Here is a 14,464-nt window from a genome sequence, read left to right on the forward strand (position 1 = left end):
CGCCACCCGAGCGCGCGCCGCCGCGAGCGCGCCCGGCCGCTCGGCGAGCGCGTCGCCGAGCCCGTCGGCGTCGTAGAGCGCGTCGATGAAGGGGAGGCCTGGCGCCTCGACCTGGACGGCGGCGGTGAAGAGCGCGCGCAGCCGCTCCAGGGCCGGACGGTGGGCGGCCTCCACGAGCGCGGTCACGGCGCCGCCGGCCCGCCGGGCGAAGCGGATCGGCGCGGCGTCGTCGCCCATGCGCCGCAGCACGTCGGAGAGGAGGTCGAGCGTCTCGTCCTCCTGCGCGTCCCCCTCCGGCCGGCAGAGCCCGTCCACCAGCCGGCTCCCGCCGACCATGTCCCGCAGCCGCCCGCCGGCGGTGATCCAGGCCTGGATGGCCTTCGCCTCGAAGGCGTAGACGGCGAGGGTGGGCACGGGAGGGCTGCTCCGTACGGCGACGCTTCGAGACCTTTATGAAAGGTGAAGATGCGTTGCGCAAGGGGGGCGTGCGGGTACGGGCGCGATTGGGCAATTCACGGGGGTGGGGTGGGAATTCTGGGCCACGGCAGGGGCGGGAGGCTCCTGGGGGAGGGAGCGGGCTCGATTTCAGTCCGCATCCACGCGGAATGCGGCCGATAACGGAGATCGACTGCGACGACCCGACGTCGGCGCGGGTTTCAGTCCGCATCCACGCGGAATGCGGCCGATAACGCCTGGAACCACCCGGGGGTGGTGATCCTTGTGTTTCAGTCCGCATCCACGCGGAATGCGGCCGATAACTGGATCTCACGATCGATCAGCGGAACGCCCGCGTTTAAGTCCGCATCCACGCGGAATGCGGCCGATAACCCTACCTCGAGACCCCCCTCGCGAATTGGACGGAGTTTCAGTCCGCATCCACGCGGAATGCGGCCGATAACGGGCCGGCTTCGCGGGTTGGCTCACGGCGATCAGGTTTCAGTCCGCATCCACGCGGAATGCGGCCGATAACTGCGCTCGGCCGAGGCTCGCGAGCTCCTCGCCGGTTTCAGTCCGCATCCACGCGGAATGCGGCCGATAACACCCTCCTCTGCAAGCCCTGTCAAGCGGCCACGCTTCAGCGCCGAAATCCACGATGGGTTCCGCTTCTCGGCGCCCACCGTGCCGAACTTCAGGCCATCGTGGAAACACCCGCATTTTCCGCCTCCGAGGCCATACGTCGCCACGATCGCCGCCCCCTCGTCCGCCCGCCGCACGGCCCCGGGCGATCGCCATGGACGGGGCCGCCCAAATCGGGCTATGGTGATCCATGAATGAGCCACGAACGCTCTTCTCGCACCATCATTGGACCATTCTCATGCCCAAGCCCGAGCATCGCGCCTGGTCCCGGCATGCCCGCGAAGCGGCGGAGCTGCTCGGGCGGGAGATCCGCGAGGCGCGGCTCGCGCGCGCCATGCCCGCCGGCGAGCTCGCGGAGCGCGCCGGCGTCTCGCGCGGCCTCGTGCGGCGCGTCGAGGCGGGGGACACCGGCGTGTCGCTCGGCGCGGCCTTCGAGCTGGCCGCGCTCGTCGGGCTGCCCCTGTTCGAGCCCGAGCCCACGGCCTTCGCCCGCCGGCTCGGCGCCGCGCGCGAGAAGGCGCCGCTCCTGCCGCAGGCGGCGCGTCCGCGCCGGTCGCTGCTGAAGGACGATTTCTGAAATGCCCTCCACCCCGCGGCCCCCGCCCGACGAGGCGCCGGACGAGGCCCGAGATGAAGCCTATGTGTGGATCTGGCTGCCCGGGGCGACCGAGCACGTCGTCGCCGGCCGCATCGTGCGCGACCGCGATCGCGTCGTCTTCAACTACGGCCGCTCCTACCTGGCGCGCGCCGACCGCATCCCGATCTACGAGCCCGAGCTGCCGCTGCGGTCCGGCGTCATCGCGCCGGCGCCGGACCTGACGATCGCCGGCTGCCTGCGCGACGCCGCGCCGGACGCCTGGGGCCGCCGCGTCATCCTCGATCGGCTCACCGGCGCGCGGGGACGGGATGCGGACCCCGGCACGCTCGACGAATTGACCTGCCTCCTCTTCTCGGGCTCGGACCGGATCGGTGCGCTCGATTTCCAGCGCTCGGCGACGCGCTACGTCCCCCGCGACCCGCAGCCCGCGCCCCTCGACGCGCTCGCCCGCGCCGCCGAGCGGATCGAGCGCGGCCTGCCGTTGACGCCGGAGCTGGAGCGCGCGCTCCTGCACGGCACCTCGCTCGGGGGCGCGCGGCCGAAGGCGGGCATCGCCGACGGCGACAGGCGGCTGATCGCCAAGTTCTCCTCCTCGAGCGACACCTACGACGTCGTGAAGGCCGAGTTCGTAGCGATGCGTCTCGCGGCCCATGTGGGGCTCGACGTCGCGCCCGTGCGGCTCGTCCAGGCCGCCGGGCGGGACGTGCTGCTGGTCGAGCGCTTCGACCGCGTCCCGACGGCCGATGGCCTCGCCCGCCGCGCCATGGTCTCGGCCCTGACGCTGCTCGGGCTCCACGAGATGACGGCGCGCTATGCAGGGTACGAGGACCTCTGCGAGATCGTGCGCAGCCGGTTCGTGAACCCGCGGGAGACGCTGCGGGAGCTGTTCGGCCGGCTGGTCTTCAACGTGCTCGTCGGCAACACCGACGACCACGCCCGCAACCACGCCGCCTTCTGGGACGGCACGCGGCTCGCGCTCACCCCCGCCTACGACGTCTGCCCCCAGGCGCGCAGCGGGGGCGAGGCGACGCAGGCCATGGCGATCGCCGGCGCGGACCGGCGCAGCCGCCTCGCCACCTGCCTCGCCGCCGCCCCCGCCTTCCACCTCGCGCCGGACGCGGCCGAGCGGCTGATCGCAGACCAGGTGCGGGCGCTGAAGGCCGCCTGGCCGGCGGTCGCCGCCGAGGCCGGCCTCTCCCCCGCCGCGCGGGCGCTGATGGAAACCCGCATGCTGCTCCCGGCCTACGCCTTCGAGGAGGCGCCGGAGGGGTTGGCGCGGTTGCGCGGGGGGTGATGGGAGGGGGCTGAACCGGCGCGATGCGGGCGATGATCGACCGGGGACAGCGGCCATGTAGCCGCGACGTTTCGGTCCGCATCCACGCGGAATGCGGCCGATGACGAGGGCGTCGTGCTCAAGGCCTATCGCTGCCCGTTTCAGTCCGCATCCACGCGGAATGCGGCCGATGACCGGTCAAGGAGCTGCGCGAGCGCTTCGACGCCACGTTTCAGTCCGCATCCACGCGGATTGCGGCCGATGACCGCGATGGATTTCCCCTCCCATGTTAAGCTCGAGTTTCAGTCCGCATCCACGCGGAATGCGGCCGATGACGGAGATGACCTACAACGGGCTCCGCGCCGAGTTTCAGTCCGCATCCACGCGGAATGCGGCCGATGACCCTCGAGTTCGAACCGGTGCGTGGCGCACCGATGGTACGGTTTCAGTCCGCATCCACGCGGAATGCGGCCGATGACACCCCCCTCTGCAACGCTTGTCAAGCGGCCGCGCTTCAGCGACGATATCCACGATGCCCGCCGGATTTCGGCACCCTCAGCCCGCATTTCGAGGCCATCGTGGAAACACCCGCAATTTCCACCGCCGCCACACACTCCGGCGCCTCCCCGCTCTTCGCCCGCCTCTGCGAGCCCGCCACCCTGCGCGCCGCCTGGGCGAAGGTGCAGGCGAATGCCGGGGCGGCGGGGGGTGACGGGGTCACCGTCGAGCGGTTCGCCTATGTCGCGGACTCGCAGATCGAGATGCTGGCGCGCGGCCTGCGCGACGGGTCCTACCGGCCGGGTCCCGCGCGCCGCGTCCTGATCCCGAAGAAGGGCGGCGGCGAGCGGCCGCTCGACATCCCCTGCGTGTCCGATCGCGTGGTCCAGGCCGCGGCGGCGCTGGTGCTCGATCCCGTCCTCGACGCGGAGATGGAGCCCTCCTCCTTCGCCTATCGCCGCGGGCGCTCGGTGGCGCAGGCGGTCGCCCGTGTCGCCGCCCTGCGAGGCCGAGGCTTCGACCACGTGGTCGACGGCGACATCCGCGCCTATTTCGAGACCATTCCCCACGAGCGCCTGATCTCCCGGCTGGAACGCTCGGTCGACGACGCGCGGCTCGTCGACCTCGTCTGGCTCTGGCTCGAATGCTACTCGCTCACCGGCCGCGGCGTGCCGCAAGGCTCGCCGATCTCGCCGCTGCTCGCCAACCTCTATCTCGACGACGTCGATGCCGCCATCGAGAGCCGCGGCGTGCGGCTCGTTCGCTTCGCCGACGATTTCCTGCTGCTCTGCCGCGGCCGCCCGGTGGCCGAGGACGCGCTGGAGCGCATGCGCGACCTGCTCGCCGAGCACGGGCTGGCGCTCCACCCGGACAAGACCCGCATCGTCGACTTCACGGAGGGCTTCCGTTTCCTCGGCCACGTCTTCGTGCGCTCGCTGGTGGTGCAGGAGGTCGGCGCCGACGAGACGCCGGAGGAGGACGCGGTGGCCGCCGCCGAGGCGGTGCTCACCCGCGCGCAGGCGCAGGGGCGCGACGCGCCGGACGAGGAGGACGACGCGACCGCCGCCGAGGGTCCGGGCCGGCACGCACGCGGCCTCGTGCCGGTCTACGTGATCGAGCCCGGCGCGCGGCTCGAGGCGCGGCGCACCCGCCTCGCGGTGGTGGACCGGCTCGGGCGCGTCGCCGACCTGCCGCCCGCCGCGATCGACCGCATCGAGCTCGGGCCGGAGGCCGACGCCGGCCTCGAGGCGCTCGACCTCGCGGCGGCGCACGGGGTCGAGGTGCTGCGGGTGAACGGCCACGGCGAGGTCACCGGCCGCTGGGAGCCGGAGGCGCCCGCGCGCGCCGCGCTGCACCTCGCCCAGGCGCGGCTCGTGCTCGACCCCGAGCGGCGCCGGGCGCTGGCGCAGACCCTCGTCGAGGCCAAGGTGCGCAACCAGCGCGCCTATCTCCACCGCCTCAACCGCGAGCGGCGCGACCCGGAGATCGCGGCGATCCTGGTGCAGCTCTCGCGCCTCGTGCGCCGCTTCCGCGCGCCGATGGCGATCGACGAGGCGATGGGGCGCGAGGGGGAGGCGGCGGCGCTCTACTGGCGCGGGCTCGCCCGCTGCCTGCCGCCGGCCTTCGCGCTCTCCCGCCGGCGACGGCGCGAGCGGCGCGACCCCGTGAACCTCCTCCTCGACGTCGCGGCCTCGCGCCTCGCCCGCGAGGTACGCAGCCAGGCGCTGCGGGTTGGGCTGCATCTCGGCTTCGGCGTTCTGCACGAGACGCGCGAGGGGCACGACGCCCTGGTGCACGACCTGATGGAGGAATTCCGCCAGCCGCTGGCCGAGGCCTTCGTGCTCGCCGCCATCGCGCGGGGCCAGATCCGCCCCGAGCACGTGCGCCGCGACGGCGAGGCGGTCGCCCTCACGCGCGAGGGTTGGGCGGCCCTGCTGCGGGCCTGGGAGGGCTGGGTCGCGCGCCCGATCGCGGCGCCGAACGGCGAGCGCATGCTCTGGCGAAGGCTGATCCTGCACCAGGCCCACGCCTTCGCCCGGCACGCGCTCGAGGGCGCGCCCTACGTGCCCTACGTCATGGACTATTGAGCCGATGGCCCGCGAGCACCTCTACGTCTTCGCCTACGACATCGCGCGCGACAGCGCCCGGGCGCGGGCGCACGACATCCTGGCCGAGCATCTCGTGCGCATCCAGAAGAGCGTCTTCGAGGGCCGCATGAGCGAGCGCGCCGCGCGGCGGCTCGTCGAGCGGCTCTCGGTGCTGGTGGGCGAGCAGGATTCCCTGCGCGTCTGGGCGGTGACGGCGGACGGCCTCGCGGCGAGCTTCGCGCGGGGGCGCGAGCGGCTGCCGGAGGAGGGGCGGTTCTTCTTGTTTTGAGGGGGGAGGAACCCAGCGATCGTAGGCCGGCATCGACCGGCGAGACGGCACACGTCACCACGCTGGTCAAAGGCGGATTCCAATCCGCATCCACGCGGAATGCGGCCGATAACCTCGGCGCCTGCACCACCACGGGCGGTGGGCCCGTTTCAGTCCGCATCCACGCGGAATGCGGCCGATAACATCGACCGCTGCGGCAACCGCACGGTGCTCAGGTTTCAGTCCGCATCCACGCGGAATGCGGCCGATAACAAAGGCCAACCCGGCCGTCCAGTTCGGGACGGAGTTTCAGTCCGCATCCACGCGGAATGCGGCCGATAACACCCCCCTCTGCAATGCTTGTCAAGCGGTCGCGCTTTCGATGCTAGATCCACGATGGGTACCGCATTTCCCGCCTCGGAGCGTCCTGGATAACCCCATCGTGGAAACACAGCCATTTTCTCGTCTCCATCCCCACTCCGCAGCCGCCGCCGCGCGAGACGCTTGCCCGGCCCGCTCCCCCGCGGCATGCTCGCACGGCTGATCGGGATGGGGGAACGGCATGGCCGAGGGGCGGGTCCTGTTCGTCGGGCGTCATCCGGGCGCGCTGGCTTGGGCGGCGCGGCGGGGGATCGTGGCCGAGCCCGTGGCGCATCTCGACCCCGCCGAGGTCGGCCCCGGCGACCGGGTCGTCGGCACGCTCCCCGTCCACGTCGCCGCCGCGATCGTCGCCCGCGGCGCCCGCTACACGCACCTCGTCCTCGACCTGCCGGCGGACGCCCGCGGGCGGGATCTCGACCCCGACGAGATGGAGCGCTTCGGCGCCCGGCTCGAGGACTTCGCCGTCGTCCCGGCCACCACGCCTCGGACGGAGCCGGACGATGCGGCGGAGAACGGGCGCGCAGGGCGCGGCCGGCTCGGCGCGGGCCTCGCGACGCTGGGCGGCGTTTTCCTCCTCGGCGCCGCGGCGCTCGTCACGTCCTGGTTCGCCTCCGCGCTCGAGGCGCTCGCCGGCGCCCTGTGGCCGCAGGGGCTCGAGATTCCGCCAGAAGCGGGCTTCGGCGAGGCGCTCGGCTTGCGCGCCGTCGATCTCGTCACGCCGCGTCTCGACGCCGCCTCCGGCGCCCACGCGGCCGACGCCCTGCTCGCGCTCGTCTTCCTCGTCATTACCTATCTGGGCCTGTTCGTCCTCGGGCGGCGCGTCCTGCGCACGCGCATCGGCGTGAGCCTCGCCTCCGCGCGGCGCGCCCGCAGGGCGGTGGTGATGGCGCTCTCGGCGCTTCCTCCACCGAGCCTGGATCGGCTCGCCACGACCGCCGGCGCGCGACTCGATGCCGTCTGCGCCGTCGACGACGCCGCGCCGTGGGGCCGCTTCGCCTGGCAGCAGAACCTGCGGGCCCTGCGGCACCATCTCGTCGGCGGCCGGACGGTGCGGGTCGAGGTGCTCGTCTCCCGCGAGAGCGCGCCGCAGCTCGACGCGTTCGCGGCGCTCGCGGGCCGCCTCGCCGCCGAGACCGGCGCACGCCTCGAGATCCGCCAGGCCGGCGCGCCGCTGGACTTCGCCGATTACCAGGACGTCGAGGCGGCGGTGGCATCCGCGATCGCGCAGCTCGCCAAGGACGGCTTCGCCTTCGGCGACATCTGCATCGACACCACCGCCGGAACGAAGGTGGTCTCGATCGCGAGCGCCGTGATCACCATGAACAAGGACCTCGAGTTCAGCTACGTGACCGAGCAGGGCCGCGTCTGGCTGTTCGACGCCAGGCTTCCGATCGCATGGCGGGGGGAGTGACGCGGGCCGCGACGGAGCGCCCGATCACCCCGCCCGCAGCGCCTCCGCCACCGTCCGGAACCGCGCAAGCGCCGTCTCCAGCTCCTCCACGATGGCGGCCGCAGCCTCCTCCGGCGGGGGCAGCAGGTCGGGGTCCTCCAGCGTGTCGTCCTTGAGCCAGAAGATGTCGAGGTTGAGCTTGTCGCGCGCCATCAGCGTCTCCACGGGGAAGCGCCGGAAACGCTCGCTCTCCGCGCGCTCGTGGCGACGGCCGGAGCGGTAGGCGGCGACGAAATCGTCGAGGTCGGCGCGGGCGAGAGGCCGCTCCTTGAGGGTGAAGCGCCTGTTGGTGCGCAGGTCGTAGATCCACAAGTCCCGCGTGGCCGTCTCTGCCGAAGCCGTCTTGCGCTCGAAGAACAGCACGTTCGCCTTCACCCCCTGCTTGTAGAAAATGCCGGTGGGGAGCCGCAGCAGCGTGTGGAAATCGAAATTGCGCAGGAGGCGGCGCCGGATCGCCTCGCCCGCCCCGCCCTCGAACAGCACGTTGTCCGGCAAGACCACCGCCGCCTCACCGTTCGGGGCGAGAATGGTCATGATGTGCTGGAGGAAGTTCAGCTGCTTGTTCGAGGTGGTGACGAAGAAGTCCGAGCGGTCGTAATCCTCCCGCTCGGTCTCGATCTCGCCGTCGGCGCGGATGATCTTGTAGGACTGCTTCTTGCCGAAGGGCGGGTTCGTCAGGATGACGTCGTAGCTGCTTCCGGGCGGTGTGAGCAGCGCGTCGCGCGCCTCGATGATCGAATCGACGCCGGTGATGCCGTGGAGGTAGAGGTTCATCGCGGCGAGCCGCACGACCTCGGGCACGATGTCGACGCCGGTGAACTTGCTCTTCAACGCCTGGTACACCGCCTTGTTCTGCGCGGCGGGCTTCCTGCGCATGTGGTCATAGGCCGCGAGCAGGAAGCCCGCCGTGCCGCAGGCCGGATCGTGCACGCTCTGGTGCGGCTCGGGGTCGAGCACCTCGACCATGGCGTCGATGACCGCGCGCGGCGTGAAGTACTGCCCCGCGCCGGATTTCACGTCCTCGGCGTTGCGCGCGAGCAGCCCCTCGTAGATGTCGCCCTTCACGTCGACGGACAGCGAAAGCCAGGTCTCGCCGCCGATGAGGTCGACCAGGCGCTTGAGCTTCGCCGGGTCCTGGATCTCGTTCTGCGCCTTGAGGAAGATGGTGCCGATGATCCCGCTCTCCTTGGAGAGCGTATCGAGCAGCGTCGCGTAGGCCGTGGTGAGCGCCTCGCCGGAGAGATCGCGCACGTCCTCCCAGCGCGACCCCTTCGGCACGAGCGAGGCCTCGCCGATCTGGGTCACCCGCTCCTCGTCCATCTTGAGGAAGAGCAGGTAGGAGATCTGCGAGAGATAGGTCTGGTACGACACGCCCTGGTCGCGCAGGACGTGGGCGAAGTTCCAGACCTTGGAGACGAGGGTGGCGGCGTTCATGTCGGCGTCGCTTTCAAGCGCGGCGGGCGCGCCCACGCCGTAGCGCGGGCTTGTTGGGGGTAAGGCGGGCGAGGAGCGACGCCGCCGGTTCGTCGGAGGGGTCCTGGGGGACGAGGCGGCCTTCGAAGGCGGCCTTGAGGATGGATTGGCGCAGCGCGGCGACGTTCCGCAGCTGGGCGTCGACGGCGGCGGCGGTCTCGTCGAGGGCGGCGAGGGCTTCGTCGAGGCGGCGGAGGATTTCGGCGGCTTCGGCGGGGGGCGGGAGGGGGAGGGGCACCCGCGAAATCTCACCTTGAGAAATCTTCAAGATGCCGGCCGAGGTTTTCGCCATCGCGATGATGGCGGATCGCGATCCAGGCCCACTCCATACCGCCGCGACCCATGAGCCGAGCCAGGGCTCGCCGACGAGCGGATAGCGGATGATCGTGTCCGGGAACACAAACACGTCGCCGACCACTTCCACGAAAACTCCACGACCGACGAATTCCGGCGAGCCGTTGGCGCGCGAAATGAGAAAGTCACCGGCGTTCACCGCGTAGTCGGCGATGCGGCTCTCCGGAAGCGGAATGTAGCGGATCGCCGTCTCGTCGAGACCGTTCGGCTTCAGCGCATCGAGGCGCAGGGCCTTGACGCCGGGGGGCGTAGGGGAGCCAGCAATCGAGATACCGTTTCGCTGGCTGCCGGCGGTCAGGTCGTCGATCCGCCCCCAAGCCCACCCTTCCGGCAGCTCCGGCAGCTCCGTCTCGTCCAGCGGCGGGAGCGGCTTCGCCCGTCTGCCGCCGCGGGCGGCGCGCTCGGCGCGCAGGCGGGCGAGGAGAGCGGCGCCGGTCTCGCCGGGCGGGTTCTCGGCGCGCCAATCGGCCGTCAGCGCGCCGGTGACGGCGGCCTTGAGCAGCGCGCGGCGCTGCATCTCCAGCCCCGCCTTCGCCCGCGCCAACGCCGCCGCCCCCTCGTCGATCTCGGCGAACAGGGCCTCGATGCGGGCGACGATGCGGCGTTGCTCGGGGAGTGGAGCCAAGGGAACACGAAAGCGCTCCAGTGCGGCGACGTCGATGCTGTCGACCGTGGTCCCGTCCTTCGAGCACGCGTGCAGCACCCGCCCGGAGGAGAAACGCAGGAAGCTGCGGAGGTAAACCGGATCAACGGCGTCGGACGGCGTGAGCGCACGCAAGTCCTGGTTCAGCGTTAAGGGAACAACATTGGTCGCGACGGGGAATGTGTGCCGAAGGATGCCGGAACGCATGACCATCAGCACCGATCCGGCCGCGACGAGCTTGGTCGCCGATCCGGCGACAGCGTCTTCCGTGATCCGGTCCTCCGTCGCGACGATCTCGTCGACTTTCATGTCCTTCGGCGAGACCCAGGGGATGGTGCCGTTGGTCCAGAAAGCCGAGTTGCTCTTCGACGGCGTCCCGCCGCCGGTCCACTCACCGAGGCCTCCCAACTCCACCCAAACCCACCCCTCCGGCAGCACCCAAGGCCCGTCCCCCGCGCCCGGCGCGCCGCCGAGCGGGCCGTCGCCCCCCGTCTCGTCCCTCATGCCACCAGCGTCTCCGTCAGCTCGTCCAGCACGGGATCGAGCCTGTCCCCGAACAGCCTGCGCGCGGCGATCACCCCGCCGAGATCGACGAAGCCCGGCGCCTCCTGGAGATCGGCGCGCGCGACCTCGAGATTGGCGGCCAGATGATCGCGAATCGCCGCGAGCCATTTCTTCTGCTCGTCCGTATACACGCGTCCGGCCTTCTCCTCGCGCCCCATCCACAGGTTGAAGCGCCCCGCCATCTGGGCGGAGAGAGGCTCCAGCGCCTCGGTCTTGCCGATGGCGTAGCGCACCAGCGCCACGATGTCGGCGAGCGTGTTCGCCGGCGAGCCGCGCACCCGCTCGGCCGCGAGGCGCTTGTACGCGGCCCAGAGCGAGAGCGGCTCGAGGAGGAAGGGCGGCTTCAGCATCTCGGCGCGCAGCGCGTCCACCGCCTCGTAGGTGAGCCGCCGCGCCGCGTGGGGGCGCTGGTAGAGGATCTGCAGCGCGACGAGCTCGGGCTCCTTCTCCGCGATGAACGTCCGGAAGCGCGCGGTGGTCTCCTCCGCACGCGCCTCGTCGAAGCCCGAGGAGAGAACGGTGTCGATGGAAATCGTGTCGATCTTGATGTCGGCGGCGGCCTTGGCCTCGACGATGGCGCGGCGCAGAGCTGGATCGTCGAAGAGGCGCGTGGCCTCCTCCTTGGCGTCCTTCTTCGCGGCCTCCCGCGCGGCCTCCGGCGCGTCGGCACCGACGCGCGCGGCGAGCGCATCGGGGTCGATGGCGTCGTGGAGACGGCCGGCGAGCCCCGACAGCCCGAGGCCCCCGCTCGCCGCGGCGATCTTCTCCCGCGCCGGCGGATCGAGCCGACGCTCCAGCGCCGCGAGCCGCCCGGCCAGCGTCGCGAGGGCGTCGTCGTCGCGCCGCCCTGCGGCGACCTCCTCGAGCAGCTTCTCGAAGCCGATCGTGCGATCACGCTCCAGCGGCTGCGAGACTGTCTTGAGGCTCTCGGTGACGCCCACGGCATCGACGAGGACGAAGCGGGTCTTGGCGTCGGCGTCCGGGGTGACGGCTCGCAGCTGCTCGGGCGTGATCGTGCGAGCGCCGCGGCCCTTCATCTGCTCGAAATAGAGCTCGGAGCGCACGTCCCGCATGAAGACGACCACCTCGATCGGCTTGATGTCGGTGCCGGTCGCGATCATGTCGACAGTAACTGCGATGCGCGGGTCGTAGTCGTTCCGGAACTGGCGGATGAGGGTCTCCGGGTCGGCGCCCGGGGTGTTGTAGGTGATCTTCTTGGCGAAGTCGTTGCCCTTGCCGAAGACCTCCCGCACGGCGCCGACGATCTCCTCGGCGTGGTGATCGTCCTTGGCGAAGATCAGCGTCTTCGGCACCTCGGTGCGGCCGGGAAAGAGCTGGGTGGGCAGCGCGTCGCGATAGGCGGCGAGCACGGTGCGGATCTGGTTGGGCACGAGCACCGAGCGGTCGAGGTCGGTCGGCCTATAGGCGAGGTCCTCGACGAGCGTCTCCCAGCGCTCGCGCCGGGTGCGCCGGTCGCGCACCGGAAGATCGTATCCGGCCTCGACGCGCCCGCCGCGCTCGCCGATCTCGGTGCGGATGCGGAAGACCTCGAAGCCGACATTGACCCCGTCGACTACGGAGCGCTCGTAGGGGTACTGGGCGACGAGGTTGCGGTTGAAATAGGCGAGCGTGTGCAGCGACGGCGTCGCGGTGAGCCCGAGCACGAAGGCGTCGAAATAGTCGAGCACCTGCCGCCAGGTGCCGTAGATGGAGCGATGGCACTCGTCCGTGATGACGAGGTCGAAGCTCTCGATCGGGAAGGCGGGGTTGTAGGCGACGATGCGCTCGGCGTCGGCCGACGCCTTCTCGAAATCGGAGACCTCCTCGTCCTCCTCCGTCAGCGGCGCGCCGGTCAGCGTCGCATAGACGCGCTGGATCGTGGAGACGACGACGCCCGCGGACGGGTCGAGGCCGGCGGAGCCGAGCTTCTGGACGGGGTAGATCTCGGCGAAGGAGCGCCCCGTGCCGGGCGGGCGATAGGCGAGGAACTCGTCGCGCGCCTGCCGCACGAGGTTGGCGCGGTCGGCCAGGAAGAGGATGCGCTTCATCCCGCCGTGCGCGAGCAGGCGATGGGCGAGCGTGCAGGCCGTGAAGGTCTTCCCGGCGCCGGTCGCCATTTGCACGAGGGCGCGGGCCTTGCCCGCCGCAAGCGAGGCCTCGAGACCTTGGACGGCGTCGATCTGGCAAGTGCGCAACCCATCGCGGGCGAGCAGCGGCATCGCCCGCAGGCGCGCGCGCATCGTCTCCGGCTCGCGCATCAGACGCGCGAGCGTCTGGGGCCGGTGAAAGGCGAAGACGCGACGGGAGACGGGCTCCGGGTCGGCATGGTCGCGGAAATGGGTCTCCGTGCCCGACGCGACGTATTCGAAGCGCACCTGGCCCTCGTCGTGGACGAGGTGGCCAGGCGCGTCGTGCATGTAGCGCTGGGCCTGGTCGGAGAAGCCCGACAGCGTGGTCCCGTCCGCCTTCGCCTCGACGACGCCGCACAGCGTCCGGTCGACGAAGAGCGCGTAATCGACCGGGCCGGAGCGGGTCTGGAACTCGCGCACGGCGACACCCTGCGCCGCGCCGAGATTCAACGCGTTACGGTCCTGAACCAGCCACCCGCACGCCGCGAGGCGCTGGTCGATGACGGCGCGCGCGCGGTCTTCGGGGTGGAAGGGATCTGCGGGCAAAGGTTTCTCGGGCGTTAGGCAAAGCGTCGTGCCGCAAGATTGCACTGTAGCGGAGCGAAGTGCAACTCTTCGTGGGGCTGATGCCATCGAGGTCCAGCCGCCGGTTTTCCGGCCGCCGAATTCCAACGGGCCGCCGACGGGCGGCGTGCCTTGCGTCGTGATATGAGTAATCCTGTGGATAAATCAGACGATGAACGGGCAAAATTGTCCGCGGGTGTCAGTCAATGAACCTAAATGATTCTCCATGGCCGGATAATCGAGAATTTGTATGAATAAGAGTACCTGTATTCTCCGGTCCATTAGCCCGATAACCGTCATGATCGTTTGCACTGCAGGCGAACTTGCCCATCGATCGGCATGCAGCCGAAGACGCACGCGAACATCCGCTCTCTCGCGTCCGACGCGCTGCGCCGCTACGGGGAAGTGGGCGCGCCGGTGACCAAGCGCTTCCCACCGGCCGCCGCGGCAAGGGCACCTGCACGAACGAGCGCACGATCTCCCGCGGCGCGGTCGAGGGGCGCATCCTCCCCGTCCTGAAGGAGCGTCTGCTGACGCCCGATCTCGTCGCGGAATTCACGCGGGCGTTTCAGGAGGAGACGAACCGGATCGCTGCGGAGAGCCGCGCGAGCGTCGACGGCGCGCGTGCGGCGCTCACAGGCGTTCAGCGCAAGATCGACGCGATGCTGCGCGCGATCGAGGACGGGCTGTACCAGCCCTCGATGAAGGCACGCCTCGCCGAGCTCGAGGCCGAAACGGCGCGTCTGACAGAGCAGCTCAGGCAGCAGCCGACGCCGGCGGTGCTGGTCCACCCGAACCTCGCGGACCTCTATGCGAAGCGCGTCGCGGCGCTCGAGAGCCGGCTCGACGATGCCGAGCACCGCGACGAGGCGATGGAGCTGATCCGCTCGATGGTCGAGACGATCGTGGTCGCGCCGAACGAGGAGGGCGGCGTCGCGCTGACGCTCCACGGCGATCTGGCGCGGATCCTGACGCTTTGCGCCACGGCAGGGGAGGGCACGACGATGCGGACAGCAAGAAGCCCCAGCGCGCATGCACTGGGGCTCGAAGTGTCGTTGGTTGCGGGGGCAGGATTTGAACCTGCGACCTTCAGGTTATGAGCCTG

Annotated in this window: 10 protein-coding genes and 1 CRISPR repeat array; of the genes, 6 read left to right on the top strand and 4 right to left on the bottom strand. The window is 70.8% G+C overall.

What is annotated here, in order from left to right; all coding sequences use genetic code 11:
• A partial coding sequence (locus tag ACTZWW_RS21460) for a hypothetical protein (protein ID WP_444783004.1) occupies positions 1-414 on the bottom strand: 414 nt, incomplete at its 3' end.
• A gap of 173 nt (positions 415-587) precedes the next feature.
• Positions 588-1,040: a CRISPR direct-repeat array (repeat unit 32 nt; unit sequence AGTCCGCATCCACGCGGAATGCGGCCGATAAC).
• Between the two features lie 275 nt (positions 1,041-1,315).
• Here ACTZWW_RS21460 and ACTZWW_RS21465 point away from each other — a divergent pair.
• From ACTZWW_RS21465 to csx16, 5 genes are all read left to right on the top strand, one after another.
• Positions 1,316-1,654, top strand: a complete 339-nt coding sequence (locus ACTZWW_RS21465) for a helix-turn-helix transcriptional regulator (protein WP_372426164.1) — start codon at positions 1,316-1,318, stop codon at positions 1,652-1,654.
• Between the two features lies 1 nt (position 1,655).
• On the top strand, positions 1,656-2,969 hold the full coding sequence (locus ACTZWW_RS21470; protein WP_444783005.1) for a type II toxin-antitoxin system HipA family toxin: 1,314 nt from the start codon (positions 1,656-1,658) through the stop codon (positions 2,967-2,969).
• A 557-nt stretch (positions 2,970-3,526) separates the two neighbouring features.
• A complete protein-coding gene (gene cas1 / locus ACTZWW_RS21475) occupies positions 3,527-5,533 on the top strand; it encodes a CRISPR-associated endonuclease Cas1 (protein ID WP_444783006.1) in 2,007 nt (668 codons plus the stop codon).
• Positions 5,534-5,537: 4 nt separating this feature from the next.
• On the top strand, positions 5,538-5,822 hold the full coding sequence (gene cas2 / locus ACTZWW_RS21480; protein WP_444783007.1) for a CRISPR-associated endonuclease Cas2: 285 nt from the start codon (positions 5,538-5,540) through the stop codon (positions 5,820-5,822).
• A gap of 541 nt (positions 5,823-6,363) precedes the next feature.
• Complete coding sequence (gene csx16 / locus ACTZWW_RS21485) at positions 6,364-7,593, top strand: CRISPR-associated protein Csx16 (RefSeq protein ID WP_444783008.1); 1,230 nt, start codon at positions 6,364-6,366, stop codon at positions 7,591-7,593.
• A gap of 24 nt (positions 7,594-7,617) precedes the next feature.
• Here the strand turns inward: csx16 and ACTZWW_RS21490 are convergent, their stop codons facing one another.
• The 3 genes from ACTZWW_RS21490 to ACTZWW_RS21500 are packed head-to-tail and all read right to left on the bottom strand — an operon-like array spanning position 7,618 to position 13,341.
• Positions 7,618-9,066, bottom strand: a complete 1,449-nt coding sequence (locus ACTZWW_RS21490) for an N-6 DNA methylase (protein WP_444783009.1) — start codon at positions 9,064-9,066, stop codon at positions 7,618-7,620.
• Positions 9,067-9,079: 13 nt separating this feature from the next.
• On the bottom strand, positions 9,080-10,606 hold the full coding sequence (locus ACTZWW_RS21495; RefSeq protein WP_444783010.1) for a restriction endonuclease subunit S: 1,527 nt from the start codon (positions 10,604-10,606) through the stop codon (positions 9,080-9,082).
• Positions 10,603-13,341 carry a type I restriction endonuclease subunit R gene (locus ACTZWW_RS21500; RefSeq protein ID WP_444783011.1) on the bottom strand — a complete coding sequence of 913 codons (2,739 nt, stop codon included), beginning with the start codon at positions 13,339-13,341 and terminating at the stop codon, positions 10,603-10,605. The genes ACTZWW_RS21495 and ACTZWW_RS21500 overlap by 4 nt, the downstream gene beginning before the upstream one ends.
• A gap of 341 nt (positions 13,342-13,682) precedes the next feature.
• On the opposite strand from ACTZWW_RS21500, the gene ACTZWW_RS21505 reads away from it, so the two are divergent.
• Positions 13,683-14,459: a hypothetical protein gene (locus ACTZWW_RS21505; RefSeq protein ID WP_444783012.1), complete on the top strand. Its 777-nt coding sequence runs from the start codon at positions 13,683-13,685 to the stop codon at positions 14,457-14,459.
• Positions 14,460-14,464: the final 5 nt, after the last annotated feature.

Origin of the sequence: Salinarimonas sp. NSM (assembly GCF_052380005.1) — a bacterium.
Taxonomy (GTDB): domain Bacteria; phylum Pseudomonadota; class Alphaproteobacteria; order Rhizobiales; family Beijerinckiaceae; genus Salinarimonas.

Coding starts and splice junctions, on each gene's coding strand:
- cas2 (WP_444783007.1), top strand. CDS start 5,538: ATGGCCCGCGAGCACCTCTACGTCTTCGCCTACGACATCGCGCGCGAC.
- ACTZWW_RS21470 (WP_444783005.1), top strand. CDS start 1,656: ATGCCCTCCACCCCGCGGCCCCCGCCCGACGAGGCGCCGGACGAGGCC.
- ACTZWW_RS21465 (WP_372426164.1), top strand. CDS start 1,316: ATGCCCAAGCCCGAGCATCGCGCCTGGTCCCGGCATGCCCGCGAAGCG.
- csx16 (WP_444783008.1), top strand. CDS start 6,364: ATGGCCGAGGGGCGGGTCCTGTTCGTCGGGCGTCATCCGGGCGCGCTG.
- ACTZWW_RS21490 (WP_444783009.1), bottom strand. CDS start 9,066: ATGAACGCCGCCACCCTCGTCTCCAAGGTCTGGAACTTCGCCCACGTC.
- ACTZWW_RS21495 (WP_444783010.1), bottom strand. CDS start 10,606: ATGAGGGACGAGACGGGGGGCGACGGCCCGCTCGGCGGCGCGCCGGGC.